We start from the raw sequence: 24,978 nt of genomic DNA, 5'->3' as shown, positions 1-24,978 counted from the left end.
CTCGTGTCATCGCAAGGCGAGCGAGGGGACGACATGGACAAGCACCATACGGCAAGAGACAGTCACCAGGCCTATATCTGGTTTCGCACGGCGGCCGAACAAGGCAATGCTTACGCACAATTCAACCTGGGACTGATGTATAAAAAAGGCGAGGGCGTCAGGCACGACGACGCGCGCGCCTTTGTCTGGCTGCGTCTGGCCGCGCTGCAGGGGCTGGCGTTTGCGCAAAACCACCTGGGCGCCATGTATTACCACGGCCGCGGCGTGGCGCAGAGCGACGAGGAAGCGGCGCAGTGGTTTTTGCGCGCCGCTTCCCAGGGCGACGCCTCGGCGCAGCAGAACCTGGGCCAGATGTACCGCAAGGGGCGCGGCGTGCTGCAAAGCGACGAGCTGGCGCTGGCCTGGTTCTACCGCGCCTCCGAACAGGGCGTGGCCAGCGCCCAGTCGCTGCTGGGCGAAGCCTACGCCCGCGGCCTGGGGGCAAAAAAGAACGATGCGCTGGCGCTGGCCTGGTTTCGCAAGGCCGCGCTGCAGGGTGACCCGCAGGCCCAGCTGAACCTGGGCCTGGCCTACCAGCGCGGCCAGGGCGTGATGCAAAGCGATACCCAGGCCGTGGCCTGGTTCCGCCAGGCCGCCGCGCAAGGTCTGGCGGTGGCGCAGCGCCAGCTCGGCGTGGCCTACGGGCAAGGCGTCGGCGTGGCGCTGGACCAGTTGCGCGCCTACGCCTGGCTGCTGCGCGCCGCCGAGCAGGACGACGCCGACGCCCAGTTCAGCCTGGGCCTGATGCTGGCGCGCGGCCAGGGCGTGGACCAGGACGAGGCGCGCGCCGTGGCCTGGTACCGCCGCGCCGCGCGCCAGGGCCATTGCTCGGCGCAGTACAACCTGGGCGGCATGCTGGCCGGCGGGCGCGGCGTGGCGCGCAATGTGCGCGAGGCCGTCGAGTGGTATGGCAAGGCGGCCGAGCAGGGCGCGGCCAACGCGCAGTTCAACCTGGGCGTGCTGTACGCCAACGGCCAGGGCGTGCCGCACGATCCGGCGCGTGCCGTGCGCTGGTACCGCAAGGCGGCCGACCAGGGCGACGCCAGCGCGCAGAACAACCTGGGCGTGATGTACGCGAACGGCCATGGCGTGCCGCAGGACGACGACATGGCCGTGCACTGGTATGCGCGTGCGGCCGAGCAGGGCCATGCGCTGGCCCAGTACAACCTGGGCGGCATGTACAACAGCGGGCGCGGCGTGCCGAAGGACCCGGTGCGCTCCTATATGTGGGTGGCGCTGGCGGCCGAGAGCGGCGACAGCACGGCCGGCGGCGCCGTTGCCGGCTATGCGCGCAAGCTGTCGACCGACGACCTGGGCCGTGCCCACGCGCTGACCCTGCAATGGAAGCGTGCTCGCGCGCCTGCGCCTGACTGTTAAGCGCAGTCCGCGCAGTTTGCCACCGCCTGGCGCCGGTCCAGGAACAGGCTGTTGCCGTGGATTTTCTTCGCCTGCCGCTTCGCTTCGGCCGCCTGCGTGGCGATCTGGTGGTGGGTGTAATACTGGTGCGCCGACACCTTGATCACGCCCAGCGACAGGCTGATCAAGGAATAAAACACTTTTTTCCCTTGCCGGTCTTCGCTGATGTAGCCGCCGCGTTCGCAGTCGTCCACGCTGTAGAAGGCCAGGATGGCGGCCGCGAAGTCGTCCAGTATGGCCTGGCAGCGCGTTTCCCAGTCTTCGCTCTGGAACAGGATCATGAAATCGTCGCCGCCGATATGGCCGATAAAGTCGCGGTTCGGATCGCAATGGCCGCTGAGGATTTCACCGGTCAGCTGTATCACGTCGTCGCCCTTGCGGTAGCCATAGACGTCGTTGAACGGCTTGAAATGGTCGAGGTCGCAATAGCAGACCCAGAAACGGCTGCCACTGTGCAGCAGGCGGTCGATATGCTCGTTGATCGGCACATTGCCTGGCAACTGCGTGAGCGGATTGGCGTAGCGCGCCGCGTTGATCTGCATCTGCGTGATTTCGCGCATCAGGTCGTGGCCCGTGCCCATGCCCATGTAGCGGCCGTGCTCGGTGATAATGAAACCGTTGTACAGGTGATGCGCGTCCGATTGCGCCATGGTATAGCTCAGTTCCTGCAGGCTGGTTTCATGGTCGGCGATCAGAGGCTTGGCGTCCATGAACACGCTGCACGATTTCTTGCCGTACAGTTCGCGCTGGTAGGGACGGGCAAAGTGGTCGATCATGTCGAAGCGGCTGATCAGACCCAGCGGCACGCCATTGTCCACCACGGGAATGATCATGAGCTTGGGTTCCTTCATGAAAATCTCGTAGACCTCGTTGTTGTTTTTCGCTGGCGAGATCGACGACACGCGGTGCAGCAGCTTGCGGATGCTGGCGCCATTCTTTTCCAGGCTGCTGCGCTGCGGATACACGGCCACGCCATGGCGTCCCAGCGCCTGCACCACTTCGGCCGGCAGTGCGCGCGCCGGCATCGCGTTGGGCCGGCCCAGGTGATAGCCCTGGCCGAATGCCACGCCAAGATCGCGCAAGACCAGCAATTCCGTCTGCGCCTCGATGCCCTCGGCGATCACCAGGGTGCCCGACTTTTCCGCAATCTCCTGGATCGAGCGCACGAACTGCAGTTTCACCGGGTCGTTATTGATACCCTGGATAAAATGCATGTCGATCTTGACGTATTCGGGCCGCAATTCCGACCATAATCGCAGGCTGGAAAACCCTTCGCCCAGGTCGTCGATGGCGATCTGGAAGCCCATGTTACGGTAGTGCAGCACTGCTTCGCGCATCAGCTCGTAATCATAGGTGGGCTGGTTTTCCGTCAGCTCGATGATCACCCGTTCCGGGTTGATGCCGATCTGCGCGATGTATTCCAGAGTTTCGCCATGGCGCGCATTGCGCAGCAGCAGGCACTCCGGGCTGACATTGAGGAACAGCTTGCCCGGCAGATTCAGTTCCGCAAAGCGCTCCAGCACCACTTGCCGGCACAGATGCTCCACTTCCAGGGTCAGGCCGCAGGCGCGCGCCACCTTGAACAGATTCATCGGCGCATGCAGCGGGCTGTCCGACGGTCCCCGGATCAGGCCTTCGTAGCCGATGATGTCGCCGCTGGCCATCTGGATGATGGGCTGGAACAGGGCCGTGAGCTTGCGTCCGGCGAGAATGTCGTGCAATACATCGTCGGCGTCGACTGTCACCGGGAAAGGTGCCGGCGGTTTCAGATAGGCCACATTCGCAGGAAACGCTGGGTCCGGAATGGACATGGCGGAAGGCAGGGCGAATGTGTGCATGGCGGAAGGTGGTGCGTGGAGAGTGGCATGGCCACCGGACGGGCCATGATCATGTTGTCTATAGTAAATATGTTTTATGACGGCTTGATGAAATACCCAAATAAAAGATGGAGAATGGCCAGGATAACTGTGCATTAAAAGTGGCGATACGCGCTATGATTTACGTTGGCGAAAGTCAACATGGGCAGCCACGCAGCTTCCCTTCTTAGACATCCAACAATGAGACATCCATCCATGCAATTACGTAGTGCAACCCTCGTATTCAGTCTGCTGGCCGCCTTCGGTGGCAATGCCCTGGCGCAAACCGCTGCGCAGCAAGCCTGCCCGGCTGGCAACAGCCCTGCCGTGACCTATCCGGTGACCAAGAAAGTCGACCAGCAGGACAGCTATTTCGGCACGACCATCGCCGACCCCTACCGCTGGCTGGAAGACGCCAACAGCGCCGAGACGCATGACTGGGTGGTGGAGCAGAACAAGCTGACGCAATCGTTCCTGGGCACCATCCCGGAACGCGAGGCGATCAAGCAGCGTTTGACCAAACTGTGGAACTACGAGCGTTTCAGCACGCCGACCAAGCAGGGCGGCCGCTATTTCTACACGCGCAACGATGGCCTGCAAAACCAGGCGGTGCTGTACACGGTCAAGAAACTGACGGACGAGCCACGCCTGCTGCTCGACCCGAACACCCTGTCCGCCGACGGCACGGTGGCGCTGGCCGGCACCTCGATCAGCCCGAATGGCAAGTTCCTGGCCTATGCGACGGCCGCTTCCGGTTCCGACTGGAATGAGTGGAAAGTGCGCGACATCGACACCGGCAAGGACCTGAGCGATGAAATCAAATGGGCCAAGTTCTCGGGCGCATCGTGGACCAAGGATAATGCCGGCTTCTTCTACAGCCGCTACGACGCACCCAAGGAAGCGACCAAGCTGGCCGATATCAATTATTTCCAGAAGCTGTACTTCCACAAGCTGGGCACGCCGCAAAGCGCCGACGTGCTGGTGTTCGACCGTCCTGACCAGAAGGAATGGGCGTTTGGCGGCAGCAAGGTCAGCGATGACGGCAACTACCTGATTATCACCGCGACACAAGGCACGGAACGCAAGAACCGCATCTTCTACAAGGACTTGCGCCAGAAAAATGCCAAGGTCGTCGGCCTGCTGGAAGAGTTCGACGCTTCGTATTCGTTTATCGACAATGTCGGCCCCGTGTTCTACTTCGCCACCGACAACAAGGCGCCAAAGTCGCGCGTGATCGCCATCGATATCCGCCAGCCGTTGCCTGCCGACTGGAAGGAGATTGTGCCGCAAAGCGAGCAGACCCTGGTGTCGGCCAATATCCTCAACAACCAGCTGGTGCTCGATTACCTGAAGGATGCGCAGACGCAAATCACCATCACCGACCTGAACGGCAAGCTGGTGCGCCAAGTGGCGTTGCCGGGCATCGGTTCGGCCGGCGGCTTCAGTGGCAAGCGCCATGACACGGAAACGTTTTACTCCTACACCAGCTTCACCACGCCGGCGACCATCTACCGCTACGACATGAAGACCGGCAAGAGCACGGTGTACCGCCAGCCGAAAGTCGATTTTGACCCGAACGCGTTTGACGTGCGCCAGCAGTTCTTCACCAGCCGCGATGGCACCAAAGTGCCGATGTTTATCGTGTCGAAAAAAGGCATGAAGCTCGACGGCTCCAACCCGACCTATCTGTACGGCTACGGCGGCTTCAATGTCTCGCTGACGCCGTCGTTCTCGGTGGCCAACCTGGCCTGGGTGGAAATGGGCGGCGTCTACGTGATGGCCAACCTGCGCGGCGGCGGCGAATACGGCGAAGCCTGGCACCAGGCCGGTACCAAACTGAACAAGCAAAACGTGTTCGACGACTTTATCGGCGCGGCCGAATGGCTGGTGGCCAACAAGGTCACCTCGCCATCGAAGCTGGCGATCGGTGGCGGCAGCAACGGCGGCCTGCTGGTCGGCGCGGCCATGACGCAGCGTCCGGACCTGTTCGCCGCGGCGATCCCGCAAGTGGGCGTGCTCGACATGCTGCGCTTCCACAAATTCACCGTCGGCTGGGGCTGGGTGCCGGACTACGGCTCGTCGGACGACGCCGAGCAGTTCAAGGCGCTGGTCAAATACTCGCCGCTGCACAACCTGAAAGCGGGTGGCTGCTACCCGGCCACCATGATCACCACCGCCGACCATGACGACCGCGTGGTGCCGGCCCACAGCTTCAAGTTCGCCGCCGCCGCCCAGGCCGCGCAAGGCGGCGCCGCGCCGGTGCTGATCCGCATCGACAGCAAGGCCGGCCACGGCGCCGGCAAGCCGACGGCCAAGCAGATCGAGGAAGTGGCCGATCGCTGGGGCTTTCTGAGCCGGGCGTTGAAGATGACGGCGGAGCCGGCGAAAGTGGCGGCGCAATAGGCAGGGTAGGTCGGATTAGCGGGGCGCAGCCCCGCGTAATCCGACAACATTGTTGGCGTTGATTGACGTTGATTGACGTTGATTAACGCCGCAGGTGGCGTCGGCTTACGCGCTTGCGCGCTAAGCCGACCTACCGTCATACCGTCACACTGTCACACGGACGCAATCCTGGCCAATACCCCCTCCCCAAACTCCGTCTGAAACGGCAAGTCCTTGCGCTGCGCATAGCCGATATAGCAGTCGCACTTGAAGCGCGGGCAGCTGCGTTCCTGCAGCATGTCCGCCAGATCATCTTCGTACAGATTCCCCAGCCGCTCTGGCAAAAAATGGCAGCGCGTCAGTTCGCCGTCGCCGTCGACCGACAGCGCCGCCTCGCCCGCGAAGCAGCCCTTGCCGCGTGACGGGACAGGACGGCGGCTTTGCGCGAACCACGGGTCGATCTTGTCGAGCCAGAGCAGGTCATCGGCAGCGTAATAGCCGGGACCGCGCCGGTCGTAGGCGTTCAGCCACAGATAAACGTGGCCAGGCAGCGCCGCGCGCAGCGCTTCGATGGCGCCATAGTGTTCATGCAGCGCCACCACGCCGACCGAATAGCGCACGCCCATGGCGTCGAGGTGCGCGCAGCGCTCCAAAAAGCGCGCGATCGTCGTCTGGCCGGGATGGAAGGTGCACCATAAACCGATCTTTTCCAGGCCCGCCATGCCATCGAGCCATTTCAGGGGGCCGGCCAGGTTGGTCTGCAGCGCCACCTGCCGTACATGAGGCAGGGCGGCCAGCGCCTGCATGGCGCAGCGGTAATGACGGCGCACCAGCGCTTCGCCCCACGGCGTAAACAGCACGCCGATGGGGCGCGTCTGCCGCGCCACCCAGTTCGTGAAGCGCACGACTTCGCGCGCATCGCGCGCCAGCGCGGCGCGGCTGTCCTGCTTCTTGGCGAACGGGCAGTAGCCGCAGGCGTAGTTGCAGCTGGCCAGGGTGCCCCGGTACAGCAGCGACAGCATGGTTTGCGGCGCCGTCAGCACGCCTGGCCGCTTTCGGCCATCAGCGCGCGCACCGTGTTCGACGCCAGCCAGGGGCCGATGGTGTCGGCGTAGGCATAGCCCTGGTCATTGAGGCGCAGCAGCGGCCCGTCTTGCGTGACCAGTTCCAGCGCAAACAGCTCGGCCAGCTGCGGCAGGTCCGCCAGGCAGTCGCTGCCAAAACGGCCCGTGTAGGCGTCAAGATCGAGGCCCGGATCGGTTAGCAGCGACTGGATCACGTAGCGGCGCCGCTGGTCCTCGTCCCCCAGTTGATAGCCGTGTTCGGCCTGCGCGAAGCGCGCTTCGTCCAGCGCCAGGTAGTTGTCGATAATGCCGATCGTCTCGGTGCGCGCCACCGCGTACTCGCTCGAATAATGCAGGCGCGAGGTGTACGAGCGGGCGCCCGCGCCGAGGCCCACCATGCCGTCGTTCTGGCAGCAGTAGGACGGGCCGGCATCGGTGGGTGCATGCGGCGCGCGGAACATGCGCATCGAGACCTGCACATAGCCCTGTGCGCGCAGATGGTCGCGCGCGGCCGCGTACAACGTCAGGCGGCTGTCGCCGTCGCGCGCCAGCATGATGGGGTTCAGGGTATCGGCGCCCTGGCGGCGCGCGATCTTGCCCAGGCCTGTTTGCTCACGCACGTACAGCGGATACAGATAGATCTCCTCGGGCCGGAACGCCAGCGCGCTGTCGATCGAGGCCAGCAGGCTGGCCACCGTCTGGCCGGCGATGCCGTAGATCAGGTCCAGATTCAGGGTCGGAAAACCTGCCTCGCGTATCAGGGCGATGGCCTGGCGTACGGTGGCGTTCTGCTGCGGCCGCGCCAGCGCGCGCATCTCGCCGGCGGCAAAGCTCTGGATGCCCAGGCTGACCCGGTCGATGCCGTGCGCGCGGCAGACAGCCAGCCGTTCGGCCGTGATGGTTTCGGGCGAGGCTTCGATGCCGGCCGGCGTGGCCTGCAAATCGATGCCGAGAATATCGCGCGCGCCGCACAGCAGGGTGTCGAGCTGCGCCGCCGACAGATAGGTCGGCGTGCCGCCACCGAGCGCGAAGCGGGCAAAGCGCCGCTCGCCCAGCACGCCGTCCATGGCGCGCATCTGCACCAGCACCTGCTGCACATAGCGCTCGACCATTTCGGCGCTGGGCCGCGCCATGGCGAACAGATTGCAAAAGCCGCAGCGCATTTCGCAGAACGGGATATGGATGTAGGCAAACAGGGCGCAGCGGTCCTGCCGCGCCCAGATCGGCGCCAGCGGCGTGGCTTGGGCCAGCGTGCGGTAGGCAGCCTTGTGCGGGTAGGAATAGGAGTAGGCCTGGTAGGGCGTGTGGCGCATGCGCTGCGCCAGGGTGCCCGGCTGTTCGGATGGATTCACGGTGCGGCTCCCTGGGAATGCTGGTGTGAAGAGTCAATAAAAAAATGCGCATACGGCACGTTCCAGACGCTGTCGTGCGCCACGCGGTGGCCGCGATAACCGTCTTCGCCATAGGCGCTGCCGTGGTCCGAGCAGACGATGGCAAAGGTCGGCGCGCGCGCGGCGCAGGCGGCGAACAGCGGCGCCAGGGCGCCGTCGACATAGCGCAGCGCCGCCGCGTGGCTGTCGATGTTATCAACGCGGCAGCCGGGCAGGTAGGCGCGGTTCGGTGTGTGCAGAGCGGCCACGTTGATGAACAAAAAGGTGCGCTGCTCGTTTTCGGCCAGCAGGCGGGTCGCCAGCGCCACCTGTTGCTCGGTCGAATGGCGCCCGGCCACGCCCATGGCCGGTCTCCAGTGGCTTTCCTGGAACAGCGCCGGCAGCACGCGGCCCAAGGCGGTCTGTTTGTTAAAAAAGCCGACGCCGCCGATGCAGATGGTGCGGTAGCCGCGCACGGCCATGGCTGCGGGAATGCTCGCCTCGTCAAAAGCAAAGGTGCGCGGCGAGGTCGTCTCGCTGCCGGCAAAAGCGCTGGCGAACAGGCGTGGATGGCGGCCTGGCAACGCTGGCGTGGGCAAAAAGCCGGCAAAGAAGGCCTGGTGCGCCGCATAGGTAAAGGTGGCGGGCGAGTGACGGCGCTCCCAGCCGGTGGCCGGCAAGTAGCGCCCCAGCACCGGCAGTTCGCCCGCCTCGAACAGGGCCTGCGCCACATCGTGGCGCAAGGTGTCGAGGGTAATGAAGACGATATCGTGGCTGCCCACGACAAGGTTCATGTCGGGAATGGCGGCTTCAGGCATCGCGCATATGCCATCCATAGGTGTCCAGGCCGCGCCACAGCAAGCCAGGCAGCAGGTCGCCAAAGGCGTTCGCTTCGAGCACATGCGCCTGGCCCCGGCGCACCACCAGGTCGTAGCCGGCCACGCCGCTGGCGGGAAAGGCGCGCGCCGCCTGCAGCACGGTGGCGTCCAGCGCGGCCATGTCGGCCTCGTTCAATAGCGTCGCGGCGTCACCGCGCCGATTGTCGAGGTGCAGATTGGTCATCATCTGCCTGCCCAGGCGCGCCACCCGGTGCGCGGGCTGGCCGGCGATGGCCACCACGCGCAGGTCGTAATGGCTGTCGCCGCAGCGCGGCTTGGCCAGCCAGGCTTCCGCATACAGTTCCTGCGCCGCCAGCGCGTCGACCAGTGTGGCGATCTCGGCGGCGCTTTCATGGCGCACCATGCGCTTGACATTGAACAGCCGGGTTTCGCCATTTGTGTGGACGATGCTGGCCGACGTGGTCGCCTGCTGGCGCCCGCTCCTGTTCCTGCGGTAGGCCACCACGCCCGAGGCGGAGGAGCCATAGCGCGGTTTCAGGTAGACCCGGTCAAGATCGTGCTGCTGCAGCAGCGATTGCAAATGATCGTAGCTGTCGATACGTCCCAGCAGCGCGGGGATCGCCGCGCCGTGTCCGGCCAGGTGGCCCTGGCAGGCCAGCTTGTCGGTCATCAGGGTGATCTCTGAGGGGGCGTTGACGACGCGCGCCTGCGGCAGGGCGGCGAGCCGGATCGACAGGCGCCGCATGGCGGCGGAAAAGCCGGCAAACCAGGCGTCCATGGCCAGCAGTTCGCCATGTTCGGGCGCTCTCACCGGTGCGCGCTCGAGCAGGCGGCAGCCGTCGTGCAGCAGCTGCAGCTGCGCCAGCGCATCGTCGCCAGGCGGCTCGATCTTGAACAGGCATGGGGTTTTCAGGGCCGCGTCGAGCAAGGCCGGTTCGGCCAGCCAGTCGCGCCATTCGAGCACACGCGCTGGCGGCAGGTCACGCTGCGCACGCGCCGCCTGCAGCAGGCGCACGCGCTTGCTGCCTTTGGTGGCCAGCAATATCATCGGCACTTACTCGCCGACGGCCACGTAGCGATAGACTTCGCCGTCGTCCTCGTCGTCTTCCTGCGGATCGTCCAGCACCACCTCGAAGGGCAGCGCCCTGAGTTTTTCCTGGTTCGCCTCCGAGATGTAGTGGTGCGACAGGTCGATGCGCTTCAGATTGCCCAACTGCGTGCCTTGCAGCAGTGCTTCGGCGCCGATGTCGCCCAAGGTGCCCAGTGACAGATCCAGTGTTTCGACGGTCGCCAGCAGCGGCTCGTTGGCCAGCCAGGCAGCCAGCTCGTCGGCGATATGCGCATCGCGCAGGCCCAGGTAGCGCAGGGTCGGCGTGGCCAGCTGCGCCAGCACCTTCCGGTACAGCGCCACGTCGCCGGAAAAACCGTAGTCGTCGGTGCCCAGCCACAGTTCCAGGTGTTCCAGCTTCGGCATGCTCGATTGGCTCAGTGCCTGGGCGATTTTCTGGTCCAGGCCACCGGACTCGATGGTGAACTTGCGCAGGTTCTGGTGCGCGAACGCATCGAGGCTCAATTCATTGCCGCCACGGATGCGCAGCTCTTCGAGCTGCGGGAACGCGTCCAGCAGTGGCTTGTAGCTGCCTTGCACGATCCACGAAATCTCGCATTCCTCATACGTCATGTCGCCGATAAACAGGGCGCGCACGTTGGGCAGCTGCGGCGCGTGGCTGGCCAGCGCGGCGATCACTTCATCGGCACCTGCTTCGTACGGATCGCCCCACATGCCGATGATCAGCGCCTCGAGCGCATGCTTGTCGGCTTTTTCCAGGAAGCCGGCAATCAGGTCCGGCATCTTGCGTTTGTCGTCATAGTCGAGTGACAGGCGGTAGACGATATCCTGCCCAGGTTGCAGCGCGATATCAGGATCGTACTGGACGACCTTTTTCTTGTGGAAGAGGGTGGTACTTTCGGAAATCGTCATTGTGATGGCTCCATGAGGGACAGTGGAAATCTTGTCTGTTCCAAAATCTTAGCATGGACGTAACAGCATATTGCACACTGCTGACAAGCAACTATCGGTGGATCACCACCAATAATGCCTTGCCTTCGGTCTTGCCCAGGTTGCGGATGGTATGCGGCAAGTCGGCCGGATAGCGCGCCGTGCCGCCGTTCTTGACCTTTTTCTTCGCCGTCCCCACTTCCAGTTCCAGGTTGCCGTGCAGTACAGTCAGGTGCTCGGTGGTGCCCGGGTCGTGCGGCTGCGAGGCCAGCTCGCCGCCCGGCGCCAGGGTCACCTCATACCATTCGTATTTGCCGGCCAGTTCCATCGGCCCCAGGATGCGCAGCACATAGCCGGCATGGTCGCCGGGCAGGGTAGGGGTCTCGTGGGCGTCGGTGACGCGGATGGTTTCCACGGCTTTTTCCGCGCTGGACAGCAATTCGCCGATCTGCACGCCCAGCGCATTGGCCAGGCGCCAGGTAATGGCGATGGTGGGGTTGGCTTTTTCGCGTTCGATCTGCGACAGCATGGACTTCGAGACCCCCGCGATGCGCGACAAATCCTCCAGTGTCAGGCCGCGCGCCAGGCGCAGCCGTTGCAAGGTGGCGCCGACTTCGGGCGGAGAATTGGTCGAAACACTGGTTTTCATCGGCAGTTGGCTTGCAAAGTTCAATCGGCTTGGGTAATATCCACTATATTGAATTTCAGTTCGACATAGTGGATTTCGGAAGTGGCTCGGGAAAAGCGTTAAACTGTACACTGCACTCCGAACAGCGCCCCACGGTACAGCATGCGGCGCACACCGGTCAAGCGGCGGCTTTTCCGCTATGGCGACAACCCAACACGGACACAAGGATCATCATGAGCGAGCAAGCGAAGAACACCTTTTTCAGCGGTCTGCAACAGAACCTCGATCAACTGCGCCAGCAGGGCTTGTACAAGAACGAGCGCGTGATCGCCTCGCGCCAGGGGGCTGAAGTGGTGTGCGACGATGGCCGCACCCTGATCAATATGTGTGCCAATAACTACCTGGGCCTGTCGGGTGACCTGCAGACGCAGCAGGCGTCGATCGACGCCACTGAAAAATACGGCTACGGCCTGTCGTCGGTGCGCTTTATCTGCGGCACGCAAACCGTGCACAAGCAACTGGAGCAGGCGATCTCCGGCTTTCTCGGCACCGAAGACACGATTTTGTACGCGGCCGCGTTCGACGCCAACGGCGGCGTGTTCGAGCCGCTGTTCGACGAAAACGACGCCATCATCTCCGACGCGCTGAACCACGCCTCCATCATCGACGGCATCCGCCTGTGCAAGGCCGGCCGCTACCGCTACCTGCATAACGACATGGCCGACCTTGAAGTGCAGCTGCAGGCCGCCGTGGCCGCCGGCAAGCGCCACAAGGTGATCGTCACCGACGGCGTGTTCTCGATGGACGGCACGATCGCCCAGCTCGACAAGATCTGCGACCTGGCCGACCAGTACGATGCGCTGGTGATGATCGACGAATGCCACGCCTCGGGCTTTATGGGCGCCACTGGCCGCGGCACGCACGAACACCACAATGTGATGGGCCGCATCGACATCATCACCGGTACCCTGGGCAAGGCCCTGGGCGGCGCCATGGGCGGCTTTACCTCGGCGCGCAAGGAAGTGATCGACACCTTGCGCCAGAAGTCGCGCCCGTATCTGTTCTCGAACACGCTGGCGCCATCGATCGCCGGCGCCTCGCTGTCGGTATTGGAGCGCCTGGCCAGGTCGACCGAACTGCGCGACCGCCTGCACGAGAACACGGCGTTCTTCCGCAGCGAGATCGAGCGCATCGGCTTTACCATCAAGCCGGGCACCCATCCCGTCGTACCCGTGATGCTGTTCGACGCGCCGGTGGCGCAGCAATTCGCCGCCCGCCTGTATGAGCTGGGCGTGCTGGTGACGGGCTTTTTCTATCCGGTTGTGCCGATGGGCCAGGCGCGCGTGCGCGTGCAATTGTCGGCCGCGCATAGCCGCGAGCAGCTGGTCACCGTGCTGGCCGCCTTCGAGCAGGCCGGCAAGGAACTGGGCCTGATCAAGACCACCGACACCACGACCAATCAATAACAAGAAATCAGGAAACCAGCATGGAACGCATTTTAGTCATAGGCGCAAACGGCCAGATCGGCAGTGAACTGGTCGGCGCCCTGGCGCAGCGGCATGGCGCGGACAACGTCATCGCCGGCGATATCGGCGCCAACAACGTCTACGAAGCGAAGCGCTATGCGCAGCTGAACGTGCTCGACAAGGACGGCCTGGCAGCCATCATCGCCAATGAAGACATCACCCAGGTGTACCAGCTGGCGGCCATGCTGTCGGCCACCGGCGAAGCGGCGCCATTGAAGGCCTGGAGCCTGAACATGGATGGCCTGCTCAATATCCTGGAGCTGGCGCGCGAGCGCGGCGAGGCGGGCAAACCGCTGCGCATCTTCTGGCCCTCGTCGATCGCCGCCTTCGGTCCGAATACGCCGCCGGTCAACACGCCGCAGATGACGGTGATGGACCCGACTTCGATGTACGGCATCAGCAAACTGGCCGGCGAGCGCCTGTGCGAGTACTACCATGCCAAATACGGCGTCGACGTGCGCAGCATCCGCTACCCGGGCATCATCAGCTACAAGTCGCCTCCGGGCGGCGGCACCACCGATTACGCCATCGCGATTTTCCATGCGGCCCTGCGCGGCGAGCGTTATGACTGCTTCCTCAATGCGGCCACCACCTTGCCGATGATTTACATGCCCGACGCTATCCGCGCCACCATCGAACTGATGGACGCGCCGGCGGAATCGATCAAGATCCGCTCCTCGTACAATGTGGCCGGCGTGTCGTTCAACCCCGAGCAGCTGGCCGCTGCGATCAGCGCCAAGGTTGCCGACTTCAGGATCGGCTACAAGCCCGACAGCCGCCAGGCGATTGCCGACAGCTGGCCGCAAAGCCTGGACGACAGCACGGCCCATGCGGAATGGGGCTGGACCGCGCAGATCGGCATCGAGCAGATGGTGGCCGACATGCTGGCCAATGTCGATGTCGGACAGTCGGCCAAGGCGGCCTGAGTTTCACTGAGTTTTGCATAGCAGTACCACCATAAAAATACCAGCAAAGAGACCGGCCATGGATATGAGCGTATTTGACCTTTTCAAGATTGGCATCGGGCCGTCGAGTTCCCACACGGTGGGGCCGATGGTGGCGGCGCGGCGCTTTCTGGTCGAATATGGTTGTCTCGATGAGGTGGTGGGGGTGGAAGCGGCCCTGTATGGCTCGCTGGCGCTGACCGGTGTCGGCCACGCCACCGACAAGGCCGTCATCCTCGGCCTGATGGGCGAAACCCCGCAGGACGTGTCGCCCGATGCGGTCGACGCCAAGCTGGCGGCGATCGAAGCGGCGGGCGAGATCGCGCTGCTGGGGACCCACGCCGTGCCGTTTACGGCCGCCACCGGCCTGTTGTGGCACAAGAGCGAATCTCTGCCCGAGCATCCGAACGGCATGCGCTTTACCCTGAAACTGGCGGACGGCGCGCGCGTCGACAAGGTGTATTACTCGATCGGCGGCGGCTTTATCCGCGAGGCGGGCGAAGTGCCGGTGCCGGCGGCAGCGGGTGCGCAACCGGTGTTCCCGTTCGACACCATGGAGCAGCTGCTGGCCCATGGCGTGGCGAGCAGCCTGTCGATCCCCGAGATGCTGCGCGCGAACGAGTGCGTGCGGCGCAGCGACGATGAATTGAACCAGGGCCTGGACCGCATCTGGCACGTGATGCGCGACTGTATCGCGCATGGCCTGGAGACCACCGGCAAGCTGCCGGGCGGCCTCGATGTAAAGCGCCGCGCGGCCAAGCTGTGGCGCCAGGCGCAGGACGCGAAGGCGTCCGACAACCGCGCCAACGACCTGCCGCACGACGCCGTGCACCTGGTGAGCCTGTATGCGATGGCCGTCAACGAGGAAAACGCGGCCGGCGGCCGGGTGGTGACGGCGCCGACCAATGGTGCAGCCGGCATCATCCCTGCCGTGCTGCGCTACTACGCCGAGGATTGCCGTCCCAGCGATCCGGTTGGCGGCGTGCGCCGCTTCATGCTGACGGCAGCCGCCATCGGCATGCTGTGCAAACGCAATGCCTCGATCTCGGGCGCCGAAGTGGGCTGCCAGGGCGAAGTGGGCGTGGCTTGCGCGATGGCGGCCGCCGGCCTGGTGGCGGCCCTGGGCGGCAGCAACGAACAGATCGAAAACGCGGCCGAAATCGGCATCGAACACCACCTGGGCATGACCTGCGACCCGATCGGCGGCCTGGTGCAGATTCCGTGCATCGAGCGCAACGGCATGGGCGCCGTGAAAGCCATCACCGCCGCCTCGCTGGCACTGAACGGCGACGGCACGCATTTCGTCAGCCTCGACGAAGTGATCGAAACCATGCGCCAGACGGGCGCCGACATGCAGGACAAGTACAAGGAAACGTCGCTCGGCGGGCTGGCGGTGCATGTGATTACCGTCAATCACGCGGCTTGCTGACTCTCTTTACTCCTCTTCGAACAACTGTTCCAGCCTTCTCGGATAATTGTTCAGGAAGTCGCGCGTCACGGCAAAATGTTCTGTGTCCTCATACGCCACCTCGTGGATGCCGCCGCCCGTAAACATGTAGATTTTGGCATGCGGGTAGGCCAGCAGGATCGGCGAGTGGGTGGCGATGATCAACTGCGAGTCGTCTTCCACCAGTTGATGGATTACCGACAGCGCGGCCAGCTGGCGGCTCGGTGACAGCGCCGCCTCGGGTTCGTCCAGCAGGTACAGGCCTTTTCCGCGCAGCTTGTTGATCATGGTGGCCATGAAGGCTTCGCCGTGCGACTGGGCGTGCAGCGACTTGCCGCCGTAGCTGTCCAGGTATTCGGGCATCTCGTCCATGTAGCTGGCGACATTGAAAAAGCTTTCGGCCCTTAAAAAGTAGCTGTCGTTCGGTTTCTTGTAGCTTTTGCTCAGGCGCAGGTGCTCGTGCAGGCCCGAGACCTGATCCGACACACCCGTGATGCGCACGTTGCGCGTGCCGCCATCCTTGCCGAAACCCAGCGCCACGGCCAGCGCTTCGAGCATGGTCGACTTGCCGCTGCCGTTCTCGCCGACAAAAAACGTCACGTCGCGATGGAAATCCATCTGCACGAAGTCGCGGATGGCCGGGATGGTAAACGGGTAGCGTTCCAGGTCGACCACCGCGTCAGGGCGCAGCGCGGCGCTTTGCAGGTAGGGCTTTTTGCTGATGGTCATCGTGTCTCCCGGGGCCAGGCATTGAAGGGGCCATGCAATCGAGTGTGGCGCAAATGGCGCGGGCGCGCCAGCACGCGCCTGCGGTTTCTTGACTTCAGAGCTGGTTCATATGGTTGCCGAAGTAACTGTGAAACAACGCGGTCGGTTTCGCATGCTCGTCGAGCAGGCCGAAATGCTGTCCGACCTGCTTGCCGGTGGTCTTGATGATGCCTGCACTATTTGCTGTGCCAGCGTAGCCCCTGGCGATCAGCCAGGCATCGCGCTCCTTCGGCTTCAGATGAGCCACGCGGCCAAGCAACAGCGCGTTGACCAGGCAGATGCGCTCACGTTCCTCGCCCGCCCGATACGGCTGATCGCTGCCGGTTGCCTGTCGCAGTCCTTCGGGGCCACCTTTGACGATGCTGGCAAGACGCTCCTCGTTGCTGTCAAACAGATCGAATTCGCTGGCGCTGTAGGGAAAGCTGTAGGCAATGCCGGTGCTCTCGGCAACGTCATAGGTTCGGCTGTACCAACTGGCAAAGCCTTGCTTGTCGTCTTTTTCGCCAGCCTGCAACTGGCCTCGGAACAGTGCGTAGCGTGGCAGCGTTTCGGCAAATGCGCACCCTGTCGGTACCCAGCCTTTTTGCGACACGCCATCGTCTGGTACTTGCTCCTGTTCCACAGGCACGCTCGGCTCATGCGTATCGCCAAAGCAGCGCAAATCGTAACCCAGCATGAACAGGCAGGCCTCGAAAGCATGGCAGCGCGCGGCAATGTCGGCGCCGTCGGACTGGAACCAGTCGCAGCGTTCCAAGGTGGCGCGCAGGATCCAGCCCAGCTTGACTTGCCACTGGGCCCACGACTGGCGCGATACCGCGTTGCTGAAGAATTGCGGCGCACTTGGCAAAGCAGGGTCGAGGAGTTTGGGGTTGCGGATCTGCATGCCGCGCGCCGCACCCGAAGGAAAAGCCATCAAGCGGCTTTTTGCCACCTTGGGTTGCCCGTTTTTTCGATACTGCGCATACAGCATGGCGATTGCGGCACCCACGCGGCTGTCGTAGATCGGCGAGCCTGTGTCGTCGAGCAGCGCATGTATCTTGGTCAGGCCCGCGTCGAACCGTTCCACGCTGTTTGCATCGAGCGCCGTCAGCGAGGACTCCGAGGTGAGCGACATCAGCGGCGCGAGCCGCGTGAAATAGGCGACCAGGCGGCGCTGTGCATGGAGCCGGCGCAGGAAAACGATGGCGCCGCGCACGCCGCCCCATTCCAGTATGGCCAGGCAGGCTGCCAGCGCCTGGTCCTCGTCCTGCCGTGCGATTGCTGTTTTCAGCCACGCGCGCAAGGCGGCCAGCGATGCGCGCGTATCGGCCCAGTTGCCTGATTTGACGGTCTTGCCTTGCGCATCGGTCCAGCCGGTGTGCCATGCATAGTGGCGCAGCACCGCCTCCAGGCCGGTTGCCCGCACTGCCAGGCCGCCGGGCACATAGGCGCTGGGCGCCATTTTCAATTGAAATGACTGCGTCGGCAAGGTGCTCGCCAGCCAGTCGATAAAACCCGTTACGTCATCTTGCTTGAGGAAATCGTCGCGATTCATGTATTTTGCATTTCATGTAATTGGGGGAGGGGAGCGTAGCGTGAGCAGTGGCGCGGTTTCAAAAATCTTCGGCCCAGCGATCCCAGTAGCCTGGTTCGTCATGGGCGACATTTTTCATGGCGTGGGCCAGCGGTTGCACACAGAACCGCACACCGGCGTGGCGCATGCTGCCATCGGGTAGTTCAAGATAATCGCGCAACTGGCAGTATGCCGGCAGTGCCTCGTCATAGGCAATGTCAAAACAAAGCTGGCCGCGCCAGGAACTCATGGCAAGCGGGGAGCTGGCATTCGATCCGCACGGCAGCCAGTCGATGCCGTGGTCAGCGAGCCAGGCCAGGATGGTGTCGCGTTGCGGGTCGGCCTCGGGGTGGTACGAACGGTATTGTTCGTAGTCTTGCGGATGGAACTCCAGGTACAGCACGTCGCATTGACGCTGACGCGCGATGGCGTCGATATGGTGGATCAGGGTGGGCATGATGTTTGTGCGCAATCAGTTGGCTGGGGTAAGAGACACGCCGCATCATACAGTTGCTATACGACAAGATGTGTCGTTTGATAATGGTTCTTGCCTGAATGGCCGACGACTTGACCTGGCGGACGTCGCGCGGTTCCCCATGGACTGCCGCTCGCACTATAATATCGGCTCGTTTGCCATTCTTTTTCACGCTCTCAGCTCAACTGGACTCTACTCTCATGCACTATGTGTCTACCCGCGCTGACCAAGCGCCATCGCAATCGCAACAGCCGCAACAATTTTCCGACATCCTGCTGGGCGGCCTGGCCCCCGATGGCGGACTGTATCTCCCTGAACACTACCCGCAAGTCAGCGGTGCCGAGCTCGATGCCTGGCGCACATTGTCGTATGCCGACCTGGCATTCGAAATCCTGAAAAAGTTCGCCACCGATATCCCGGCGGCCGACCTGAAGGCGCTGACCGCGAAGACCTATACCAAGGCGGTTTACCGCAATGCCCGCGCCGGCGAAAACGCCGCCGACATCACGCCGCTGCGCGTGCTCGAAGAAAACCTCGTCAAGGGCGGGTCGACCACCCTGATCCTGCAAGCGCTGTCGAACGGCCCGACCCTGGCGTTCAAGGACATGGCGATGCAGTTGCTGGGCAATCTGTTCGAATACACCCTGGCCAAGACCGGCGCCGAACTCAATATCTTTGGCGCGACGTCCGGCGACACCGGCAGCGCGGCCGAATATGCGATGCGCGGCAAGAAGGGCATCCGCGTCTTCATGCTGTCGCCGCACAAGAAGATGAGCGCCTTCCAGACGGCGCAGATGTTCAGCCTGCAGGACCCGAACATCCACAATATCGCCGTCGAAGGCGTGTTCGACGATTGCCAGGACATGGTAAAAGCCGTCTCGAACGACCTGCCGTACAAGGCCAGGCAGAAGATCGGCACCGTCAATTCGATCAACTGGGCGCGCGTGGTGGCCCAGGTCGTGTACTACTTCCGCGGCTATCTGGCGGCCACCACCAGCAACGAGCAAAAAGTGTCGTTCACGGTGCCGTCGGGGAACTTCGGCAATATCTGCGCCGGCCACATCGCGCGCATGATGGGCTTGCCGATCTCGAAACTGGTGGCCGCCACCAACGAGAACGACGTGCTCGACGAATTCTTCCGCACCGGCGTCTACCGCGTGCGCAAGTCGTCCGAAACCTACCATACCAGCAGCCCGTCGATGGATATCTCGAAGGCGTCGAACTTCGAGCGCTTCGTCTACGACCTGGTCGGCCGCGACAGCGCGCGCGTCAAAGCCCTGTTCGCCAAGGTCGACACGCATGGCGGCTTCGACCTGTCGGGCAAACCGGGCAGCGACGGTGACGAATTCAAGCAAGTCGCCAAATACGGCTTCAAGTCGGGCAAGTCGACCCACAAGGACCGCCTGGACACCATCCGCGACGTGGCCGACGACTACGGCATCACCATCGACACCCATACCGCCGACGGCATCAAGGTGGCGCGCGAGCACCTGGAAGTCAACGTGCCGATGATCGTGCTGGAAACGGCGCTGGCGGCCAAGTTCAACGAAACCATCCTTGATGCCCTGGGCGTGGACGCGGAACGGCCAAAAGGCTTCGAGAACATCGAAGAGCTGCCGCAAAAGTTCGTGGTAATGGATACCGACGTGGCGAAAATGCAGGCGTATATCGCCGCGCATACGGGACTGTGATGGCGCAGGAGACTGAACGCAAGGCCATGCTGTCGGTGGCCGAGGCGCTGGCCTTCATGGCCGCCGCCGCCAGGCCGGTGAGCGACGTCGAACTGGTCGACACCATGCACGCCAACGGCCGCGTGCTGGCCGTGGCGCAAACCTCGACCCTGAACGTGCCCGAGCGCGACAATACGCAGATGGATGGCTATGCCGTGCGCGCGCTGGACTGCGCCAGCGGCGCGGCCAGCTTGCCGGTGTCGCAGCGCATCGCGGCCGGCCATGTGGGCCTGCCCTTGCAGCCGGGCACGGCGGCGCGCATCTTTACGGGCGCCCTGATACCGGCGGGCGCCGACTGCGTGGTGATGCAGGAGCAGTGCGTGCTCAACGAGGGCGTGGTCACCATCCACCATGCGCCGCAGGCGGGCGAATGGGTGCGCCGCCAGGGCGAGGACATCCGCGCCGGCAGCGTGATCCTGGAAGCGGGCCGGCGCCTGCGCAGCCAGGAGATGGGCCTGGCCGCGTCGGTGGGCCTGGCGCAATTGCCGGTGCTGCGCAAACTGCGCGTGGCGCTGTTTTCCACCGGCGACGAGCTGGCCATGCCGGGCCAGCCCTTGCCGCCCGGTGCGGTCTACAACTCGAACCGTTTTACCTTGCGTGGCTTGCTGGAGAATTTGGGCTGCGAGATCCATGACCTCGGCATCGTGCCCGACACCCTGGACGCCACGCGCGCCGTGCTGCGCCAGGCGGCGCAGGGCAGCGACCTGATCATCACCTCGGGCGGCGTGTCGGTCGGCGAGGAGGACCATATCAAGCCGGCGGTGGAGGCGGAAGGGCGGCTGAACCTGTGGCAGATCGCCGTCAAGCCGGGCAAGCCGCTGGCGTTTGGCGAAGTCGAACAGACCTTTTTTGTCGGCCTGCCCGGCAATCCGGTATCGAGCTTCGTCACCTTTTTGCTGTTCGTGCGGCCGTTTGTCCTGCGCCTGCAGGGCGTGACGGGCAACGTGGCGCCGCGCAGCTACCGACTGGCGGCCGCCTTCGAGCGATTGAAAGCCGACCGGCGCAACGAATTTTTGCGCGCGAAAATCAACGACGACGGCGCGCTGGAGCTGTTCGCCAACCAGAGTTCGGGCGTGCTGACCTCCACCGTGTGGGGCGACGGCCTGATCGACTGCCCGCCGGGCCTGTCGATCGCGCGCGGCGACCTGCTGCGCTTTATCCCGTTTAACGAATTGTTGTACTGAAGGAGCAGGGTTTGAAGATACAGTTGCGATTTTTTGCCAGCGTGCGCGAGCTGGTGGGCGTTGGCCAGGAAGTGCTGGAGTTGCCGCAAGCAGCCACCACCGTCGGCGAGCTGCGCGCCGTGTTGGTGGCGCGCGGCGGCAACTGGGCCGATGCACTGGCCGAAGGCAAGCTGCTGCGCATGGCGCACAACCAGCTGATGTGCCAGGCCGACACCGTGGTGGCGGACGGCGATGAAGTGGCGTTTTTTCCGCCCGTCACGGGAGGGTAATACCGTGGTGGTGTCGGGTTACGCTTTGCTAACCCGAGCTAGCTATTTGACCGCATCGCCGCAGCTGGCGCATTGCACCGCCTTGCGGTAGCGCCAGTATTTCGAGCCGATAAAGATGGCCGAGGCCACCAGCGACCAGGCCAGCGCGCTTAAAATGTCGGCCTGGCTGGTGGTGCCCTTGCTGTATTCGACCACGGTCAAGATGATGAACAAGATGCCGCTGGCCAGCAAATAACGGGAAATCCAGAATCCTGCGCCCATGCCACTCTCCTTTTTTATCGTCATCAAACGGGGTCTGTCGCCGCAGTATGCACTAATTTTCAGTCCCGTTGCCATCGGGCCAGGCTATCTCGACTAAAATGCCGGGGTTTTCATCGCCGGCGTTCCTGTTCATGTCCTCTCTTGCACCTACTGCTTTTCGTGTCGCCGTGATCGGTGGCGGCCCCGCCGGGCTGATGGCCGCGCAGGCCGCCGCCGCCGGTGGCGCGCAGGTCGAACTGTTCGACGCCATGCCCTCGGTCGGCCGCAAATTCCTGCTGGCCGGACGTGGCGGCATGAATATCACGCATGCGGAAGGCTACCAGAGCTTTGTCACGCGCTATGGCCGGCAGTCGCACCGGCTGCGCCCCGCGCTCGACCAGTTCGGCCCGCAGCAGGTGCGCGACTGGGTGCATGGCCTCGGTGTCGACACCTTTGTCGGCTCGTCGAACCGCGTCTTCCCGACCGACATGAAGGCCGCGCCCCTGCTGCGCGCCTGGCTGCACCGGCTGCGGGAAAGCGGGGTGCAGTTCCACATGCGCCACCGCTGGACCGGCTGGCAGGACGGTCAGCTGGCCTTCGATACGCCCGACGGCGCGCGCCTGCTGGTGTTTGACGCCGTGATCCTGGCGCTCGGCGGCGGCAGCTGGGCGCGTCTCGGTTCCGATGGCGCCTGGGTGCCGCTGCTGCGGGCGCAGGGCGTGGCGGTGGCGCCGTTGGCGCCGGCCAATTGCGGTTTCGACGTGGACTGGAGCGAACATTTCAGCAGCCGCCATGCGGGCGAGCCGCTGACCACCGTGGCCATCACGGCCATCGATATCGATGGTTTGAGGGTCAAGCGGCAAGGCCAGTTCGTGATCACGGCGGGCGGCGTCGAGGGCAGCCTGATCTACGCCTTGTCGGCGGCGCTACGGGATCAGATCGCGCGTGACGGCAGCACCACCATCTGGCTCGACCTGGCGCCCGACCACAGTCACGAGCGCGTGTTCGACGAGGTGACGCGCCCGCGCGGCGCGCGTTCGATGTCCAGCCATCTGCAAAGCCGGCTCGGCATCAAGGGCGTGAAATCAGGCCTGCTGCGCGAATGCGTCAGTGCTGCCGACTTTGCCGACTCTGAAACACTGGCGCGCGCCATCAAGCTGCTGCCGGTGACGCTCAAGCGCCCGCGGCCGATTGACGAAGCCATCAGCAGCGCCGGCGGCGTCGCCTTTGACGGCGTCGACGGCGCCATGCTGCGCGCCATGCCGGGCGTGTTCGTGGCCGGTGAAATGCTGGACTGGGAAGCGCCGACCGGCGGCTACTTGCTGACAGCCTGCCTGGCAGGCGGCAAGGCGGCGGGGGAGCAGGCGCTGGCGTGGCTGGAAGGCCGCCGCCAGTAACACGTCAATGCCAGGTAATCTCCCCCGATCCCGTGCGCTGGGCGTCGCGCTGGCGCGGCTTGCCGTGGACGTGGATGTCGCCGCTGCCGCGCAGGGTCAGACTGGCCTTCTCGCGCACGAAGACGGTGCTTTCGCCCGAGCCTTGCAGGACCACATTGGCGATATCCGAGGGCAGGTGTTCGGCGTCGATATCACCCGAGCCGCTCAGTTCGGCATTGAGCACCTTGCTGTTGCCGCTGGCGCTGATGCGGCCCGAACCGATCATTTCCAGGCTGACCTTGTCGCTGTTGCCGCCATTGATGTCGAGATTGCCGCTGCCGTTGACGCTCGCTTCGACCTGCTTGTAGCGGCCCGTGAAACTGATGTCGCCCGAGCCGGCCAGTTCCAGCGTGAACTTGTCGCCGCTGAAACCGGTGATGCGGCTGTTGCCCGTGCCGTGCACTTCGACGCCGGTCAGTGTTGGCAATACCAGTTCCACCTGCAAGGGCTGGCGGTGGTGGAACAGCATGCCTTTCGGGCCGATATGGATGGTGGAACCGTCGACGGTGGTGTCGACATTGGCCAGCAGGCGCTGTTCGCCGCTCACTTTCAGCGATGCCGTGGCGCCGCGGCGCAGGGTCAGGTCGATCGGGCCGTTCAGGTCCACATACGTGACGGCGGCGGAAATGGCGCGGGTGTCGGCGCGCACGGCGCGGCCCGCTGAACTGCTGGGGTTGCTGATCCCCTTGGCGCGCAGGGCGGTATAGGACAGGGCGATCAGGACCAGGGCCAGCAGGAACATGGACAGGCCGACTTTGAACAGGCGTTTCATGGCGTGCCTCCTTAATGGCCTTTGAGCAGGGAAATATTCATCGCGATATAGCGCCGCACGCCGATCAGCGTATAGCGGGTTACGACCAGGCTGAGCAGGAACAATACGATGCCGCCGAGCACCATGCCCATGCCGAACAGGGTTTGCGTGGTGCGCGCATCCTGATCCAGGTCGGTATAGATATGGATGCCGCTGCCGGCCAGCGCTTCGGCCCGCTCGATCACGCGCGAGGACGGCGACGGCGACGGCGGGCTGTCCTCGGCCGCCTTGACCGGGCCGGGCAGATGGTCGATCTCGATACCGGTGTCGCCGATGGTGATGCGGGTCTGGCGCTGGTCGTCGCCTGCGCCGCCATCGTCATCATGGACCAGCATGTAGCGCAGCGGACCGTCGAGCAGCAACTCGTTGGCGCCCGACAGGCCGCTGGCCGTGATCGCAATGCCGGCCAGGTAAAAGCTCAGGCCGACGGCATACAAGGTGGCCAGCAGCGCCGCATAGACGGCGGCCGGGATCACCATGAACAGATTGAAGATGGCCAGGCCCGCCAGCGAAACGAGCAGGCGCAGCAGGTTGACCGGTGTTTTCCTGTGTTCGAAGGCGCGGCGCTGCGTGTTGGCGCGCAGGGTGAGAGCGATTTTTTTCGGGTCGCCCAGGTCGTGCGCGATTTCTTCGGCACTGCGCCCGGCGGCCAGGCCTTCATTGTAGCTTTGTTCGTAATACGCCATGGTCTTGGCGACCAGGTCCGGCGGCAGGCCGGCCAGCGCGCGCCGCAGCGCGTCGAGATAGTCTTGTTGATGCATGATGTTTGCTCTGCCTTCCATTTTGCGCGCTACCGGCCTGGCCTAGCCCAGCGCAGGCAGCAGCATGCTCGCCTGGCTCAGCATCAACGGCGCGTGCTGCGCCGCATGGCCTTGCTGCGTGCCGGCCACGATCGCCATCGCCAGCGCCACGAAGCCCAGCAGCAGCACGGTTTTGCAAGCGGTTTTGAATGGCGTGGTGTTCATGGTGGTTCCTGTAGTCATATCGTTGTTGGCCTCAAGTG

The 24,978-nt window shown here is 63.9% G+C and carries 23 protein-coding genes; 9 read left to right on the top strand and 14 right to left on the bottom strand.

Annotation, left to right across the window (positions count from 1 at the left end):
- Positions 1 to 33 precede the first annotated feature (33 nt).
- A complete protein-coding gene (locus ASR47_RS28215) occupies positions 34 to 1,416 on the top strand; it encodes a tetratricopeptide repeat protein (protein WP_065309396.1) in 1,383 nt (460 codons plus the stop codon).
- Here the strand turns inward: ASR47_RS28215 and ASR47_RS19215 are convergent.
- On the bottom strand, positions 1,413 to 3,266 hold the full coding sequence (locus ASR47_RS19215) for a GGDEF domain-containing protein (RefSeq protein WP_245714411.1): 1,854 nt from the start codon (positions 3,264 to 3,266) through the stop codon (positions 1,413 to 1,415). The two genes, ASR47_RS28215 and ASR47_RS19215, sit on opposite strands and share 4 nt — an antisense overlap.
- A gap of 261 nt (positions 3,267 to 3,527) precedes the next feature.
- Here ASR47_RS19215 and ASR47_RS19210 point away from each other — a divergent pair, with 261 nt between their 5' ends.
- A complete protein-coding gene (locus ASR47_RS19210) occupies positions 3,528 to 5,714 on the top strand; it encodes a prolyl oligopeptidase family serine peptidase (RefSeq protein WP_065309395.1) in 2,187 nt (728 codons plus the stop codon).
- Positions 5,715 to 5,866: 152 nt separating this feature from the next.
- Here the strand turns inward: ASR47_RS19210 and ASR47_RS19205 are convergent, their stop codons facing one another.
- The 6 genes from ASR47_RS19205 to ASR47_RS19180 all read right to left on the bottom strand — a co-directional run bounded on the left by ASR47_RS19205 (position 5,867) and on the right by ASR47_RS19180 (position 11,614).
- Positions 5,867 to 6,736 (bottom strand): STM4011 family radical SAM protein, encoded by an 870-nt coding sequence (locus ASR47_RS19205; RefSeq protein ID WP_217270593.1) that lies wholly within the window; start codon positions 6,734 to 6,736, stop codon positions 5,867 to 5,869.
- Complete coding sequence (locus ASR47_RS19200) at positions 6,730 to 8,109, bottom strand: STM4012 family radical SAM protein (protein WP_217270592.1); 1,380 nt, start codon at positions 8,107 to 8,109, stop codon at positions 6,730 to 6,732. Before ASR47_RS19200 ends, ASR47_RS19205 begins: the two co-directional genes overlap by 7 nt.
- Entirely contained in the window at positions 8,106 to 8,945 is an 840-nt protein-coding gene (locus ASR47_RS19195; RefSeq protein WP_245714410.1) for an STM4013/SEN3800 family hydrolase, read from the bottom strand. Before ASR47_RS19195 ends, ASR47_RS19200 begins: the two co-directional genes overlap by 4 nt.
- Positions 8,938 to 10,014 (bottom strand): STM4014 family protein, encoded by a 1,077-nt coding sequence (locus ASR47_RS19190; RefSeq protein WP_245714422.1) that lies wholly within the window; start codon positions 10,012 to 10,014, stop codon positions 8,938 to 8,940. Before ASR47_RS19190 ends, ASR47_RS19195 begins: the two co-directional genes overlap by 8 nt.
- Positions 10,015 to 10,020: 6 nt before the next feature.
- Entirely contained in the window at positions 10,021 to 10,947 is a 927-nt protein-coding gene (locus ASR47_RS19185; RefSeq protein ID WP_065309392.1) for an STM4015 family protein, read from the bottom strand.
- A 91-nt stretch (positions 10,948 to 11,038) separates the two neighbouring features.
- Positions 11,039 to 11,614, bottom strand: a complete 576-nt coding sequence (locus ASR47_RS19180) for a helix-turn-helix domain-containing protein (protein WP_065309391.1) — start codon at positions 11,612 to 11,614, stop codon at positions 11,039 to 11,041.
- A gap of 212 nt (positions 11,615 to 11,826) precedes the next feature.
- Between ASR47_RS19180 and kbl the strand changes: the two genes are divergently transcribed.
- The 3 genes from kbl to ASR47_RS19165 are packed head-to-tail and all read left to right on the top strand — an operon-like array spanning position 11,827 to position 15,492.
- Positions 11,827 to 13,059: a glycine C-acetyltransferase gene (kbl, locus tag ASR47_RS19175; protein ID WP_065309390.1), complete on the top strand. Its 1,233-nt coding sequence runs from the start codon at positions 11,827 to 11,829 to the stop codon at positions 13,057 to 13,059.
- Positions 13,060 to 13,079: 20 nt separating this feature from the next.
- Positions 13,080 to 14,045, top strand: a complete 966-nt coding sequence (locus tag ASR47_RS19170) for an NAD-dependent epimerase/dehydratase family protein (protein ID WP_065309389.1) — start codon at positions 13,080 to 13,082, stop codon at positions 14,043 to 14,045.
- 58 nt (positions 14,046 to 14,103) lie between these two features.
- A complete protein-coding gene (locus ASR47_RS19165; protein ID WP_065309388.1) occupies positions 14,104 to 15,492 on the top strand; it encodes an L-serine ammonia-lyase in 1,389 nt (462 codons plus the stop codon).
- Positions 15,493 to 15,498: 6 nt separating this feature from the next.
- On the opposite strand, the gene ASR47_RS19160 is transcribed toward ASR47_RS19165, so the two are convergent.
- The 3 genes from ASR47_RS19160 to ASR47_RS19150 form a co-directional block, all read right to left on the bottom strand.
- Entirely contained in the window at positions 15,499 to 16,239 is a 741-nt protein-coding gene (locus ASR47_RS19160) for an AAA family ATPase (RefSeq protein WP_065309387.1), read from the bottom strand.
- A gap of 94 nt (positions 16,240 to 16,333) precedes the next feature.
- Positions 16,334 to 17,812, bottom strand: coding sequence for a hypothetical protein (locus ASR47_RS19155; protein ID WP_065309386.1), 1,479 nt, complete (start codon positions 17,810 to 17,812; stop codon positions 16,334 to 16,336).
- 58 nt (positions 17,813 to 17,870) lie between these two features.
- Positions 17,871 to 18,287: a hypothetical protein gene (locus ASR47_RS19150; RefSeq protein WP_065309385.1), complete on the bottom strand. Its 417-nt coding sequence runs from the start codon at positions 18,285 to 18,287 to the stop codon at positions 17,871 to 17,873.
- 218 nt (positions 18,288 to 18,505) lie between these two features.
- Here ASR47_RS19150 and thrC point away from each other — a divergent pair, with 218 nt between their 5' ends.
- From thrC to moaD, 3 genes are read left to right on the top strand one after another with little or no spacing between them, the layout of a single operon-like run.
- Positions 18,506 to 19,996: a threonine synthase gene (gene thrC, locus ASR47_RS19145; protein ID WP_065309384.1), complete on the top strand. Its 1,491-nt coding sequence runs from the start codon at positions 18,506 to 18,508 to the stop codon at positions 19,994 to 19,996.
- Positions 19,996 to 21,219: a molybdopterin molybdotransferase MoeA gene (locus ASR47_RS19140; protein WP_065309383.1), complete on the top strand. Its 1,224-nt coding sequence runs from the start codon at positions 19,996 to 19,998 to the stop codon at positions 21,217 to 21,219. Before thrC ends, ASR47_RS19140 begins: the two co-directional genes overlap by 1 nt.
- 11 nt (positions 21,220 to 21,230) lie before the next feature.
- Positions 21,231 to 21,488: a molybdopterin converting factor subunit 1 gene (gene moaD / locus ASR47_RS19135; RefSeq protein ID WP_065309382.1), complete on the top strand. Its 258-nt coding sequence runs from the start codon at positions 21,231 to 21,233 to the stop codon at positions 21,486 to 21,488.
- A 42-nt stretch (positions 21,489 to 21,530) separates the two neighbouring features.
- Here moaD and ASR47_RS19130 read toward each other — a convergent pair whose 3' ends face one another.
- Positions 21,531 to 21,749 (bottom strand): hypothetical protein, encoded by a 219-nt coding sequence (locus ASR47_RS19130; RefSeq protein ID WP_065309381.1) that lies wholly within the window; start codon positions 21,747 to 21,749, stop codon positions 21,531 to 21,533.
- Between the two features lie 131 nt (positions 21,750 to 21,880).
- Between ASR47_RS19130 and ASR47_RS19125 the strand changes: the two genes are divergently transcribed.
- Complete coding sequence (locus ASR47_RS19125) at positions 21,881 to 23,125, top strand: TIGR03862 family flavoprotein (protein WP_065309573.1); 1,245 nt, start codon at positions 21,881 to 21,883, stop codon at positions 23,123 to 23,125.
- Positions 23,126 to 23,129: 4 nt separating this feature from the next.
- Here the strand turns inward: ASR47_RS19125 and ASR47_RS19120 are convergent, their stop codons facing one another.
- The 3 genes from ASR47_RS19120 to ASR47_RS27525 are packed head-to-tail and all read right to left on the bottom strand — an operon-like array spanning position 23,130 to position 24,940.
- The gene (locus ASR47_RS19120) at positions 23,130 to 23,936 is read right to left on the bottom strand and encodes a head GIN domain-containing protein (RefSeq protein ID WP_065309380.1); all 807 of its coding nucleotides are present in this window, start codon (positions 23,934 to 23,936) and stop codon (positions 23,130 to 23,132) included.
- 11 nt (positions 23,937 to 23,947) lie between these two features.
- Positions 23,948 to 24,736, bottom strand: a complete 789-nt coding sequence (locus ASR47_RS19115; RefSeq protein WP_065309379.1) for a DUF1700 domain-containing protein — start codon at positions 24,734 to 24,736, stop codon at positions 23,948 to 23,950.
- A gap of 42 nt (positions 24,737 to 24,778) precedes the next feature.
- Positions 24,779 to 24,940 (bottom strand): hypothetical protein, encoded by a 162-nt coding sequence (locus ASR47_RS27525; protein ID WP_171898993.1) that lies wholly within the window; start codon positions 24,938 to 24,940, stop codon positions 24,779 to 24,781.
- Positions 24,941 to 24,978: the final 38 nt, after the last annotated feature.

The sequence above is a fragment of the Janthinobacterium psychrotolerans genome (genome assembly GCF_001677885.1).
GTDB lineage: Bacteria > Pseudomonadota > Gammaproteobacteria > Burkholderiales > Burkholderiaceae_D > Janthinobacterium > Janthinobacterium psychrotolerans.
Note: the sequence above shows the minus strand (reverse complement) of the source record. Positions and strands in the feature narration are given on the sequence as shown.

What these genes read in the sequence shown, in the direction of transcription:
- ASR47_RS28215 (WP_065309396.1), top strand. Translation starts at nt 34, where the DNA reads ATGGACAAGCACCATACGGCAAGAGACAGTCACCAGGCCTATATCTGG.
- ASR47_RS19215 (WP_245714411.1), bottom strand. Translation starts at nt 3,266, where the DNA reads ATGTCCATTCCGGACCCAGCGTTTCCTGCGAATGTGGCCTATCTGAAA.
- ASR47_RS19210 (WP_065309395.1), top strand. Translation starts at nt 3,528, where the DNA reads ATGCAATTACGTAGTGCAACCCTCGTATTCAGTCTGCTGGCCGCCTTC.
- ASR47_RS19195 (WP_245714410.1), bottom strand. Translation starts at nt 8,945, where the DNA reads ATGCCTGAAGCCGCCATTCCCGACATGAACCTTGTCGTGGGCAGCCAC.
- ASR47_RS19190 (WP_245714422.1), bottom strand. Translation starts at nt 10,014, where the DNA reads ATGATATTGCTGGCCACCAAAGGCAGCAAGCGCGTGCGCCTGCTGCAG.
- ASR47_RS19185 (WP_065309392.1), bottom strand. Translation starts at nt 10,947, where the DNA reads ATGACGATTTCCGAAAGTACCACCCTCTTCCACAAGAAAAAGGTCGTC.
- ASR47_RS19180 (WP_065309391.1), bottom strand. Translation starts at nt 11,614, where the DNA reads ATGAAAACCAGTGTTTCGACCAATTCTCCGCCCGAAGTCGGCGCCACC.
- kbl (WP_065309390.1), top strand. Translation starts at nt 11,827, where the DNA reads ATGAGCGAGCAAGCGAAGAACACCTTTTTCAGCGGTCTGCAACAGAAC.
- ASR47_RS19170 (WP_065309389.1), top strand. Translation starts at nt 13,080, where the DNA reads ATGGAACGCATTTTAGTCATAGGCGCAAACGGCCAGATCGGCAGTGAA.
- ASR47_RS19165 (WP_065309388.1), top strand. Translation starts at nt 14,104, where the DNA reads ATGGATATGAGCGTATTTGACCTTTTCAAGATTGGCATCGGGCCGTCG.
- ASR47_RS19160 (WP_065309387.1), bottom strand. Translation starts at nt 16,239, where the DNA reads ATGACCATCAGCAAAAAGCCCTACCTGCAAAGCGCCGCGCTGCGCCCT.
- ASR47_RS19155 (WP_065309386.1), bottom strand. Translation starts at nt 17,812, where the DNA reads ATGAATCGCGACGATTTCCTCAAGCAAGATGACGTAACGGGTTTTATC.
- ASR47_RS19150 (WP_065309385.1), bottom strand. Translation starts at nt 18,287, where the DNA reads ATGCCCACCCTGATCCACCATATCGACGCCATCGCGCGTCAGCGTCAA.
- thrC (WP_065309384.1), top strand. Translation starts at nt 18,506, where the DNA reads ATGCACTATGTGTCTACCCGCGCTGACCAAGCGCCATCGCAATCGCAA.
- ASR47_RS19140 (WP_065309383.1), top strand. Translation starts at nt 19,996, where the DNA reads ATGGCGCAGGAGACTGAACGCAAGGCCATGCTGTCGGTGGCCGAGGCG.
- ASR47_RS19130 (WP_065309381.1), bottom strand. Translation starts at nt 21,749, where the DNA reads ATGGGCGCAGGATTCTGGATTTCCCGTTATTTGCTGGCCAGCGGCATC.
- ASR47_RS19125 (WP_065309573.1), top strand. Translation starts at nt 21,881, where the DNA reads ATGTCCTCTCTTGCACCTACTGCTTTTCGTGTCGCCGTGATCGGTGGC.
- ASR47_RS19120 (WP_065309380.1), bottom strand. Translation starts at nt 23,936, where the DNA reads ATGAAACGCCTGTTCAAAGTCGGCCTGTCCATGTTCCTGCTGGCCCTG.
- ASR47_RS19115 (WP_065309379.1), bottom strand. Translation starts at nt 24,736, where the DNA reads ATGCATCAACAAGACTATCTCGACGCGCTGCGGCGCGCGCTGGCCGGC.
- ASR47_RS27525 (WP_171898993.1), bottom strand. Translation starts at nt 24,940, where the DNA reads ATGAACACCACGCCATTCAAAACCGCTTGCAAAACCGTGCTGCTGCTG.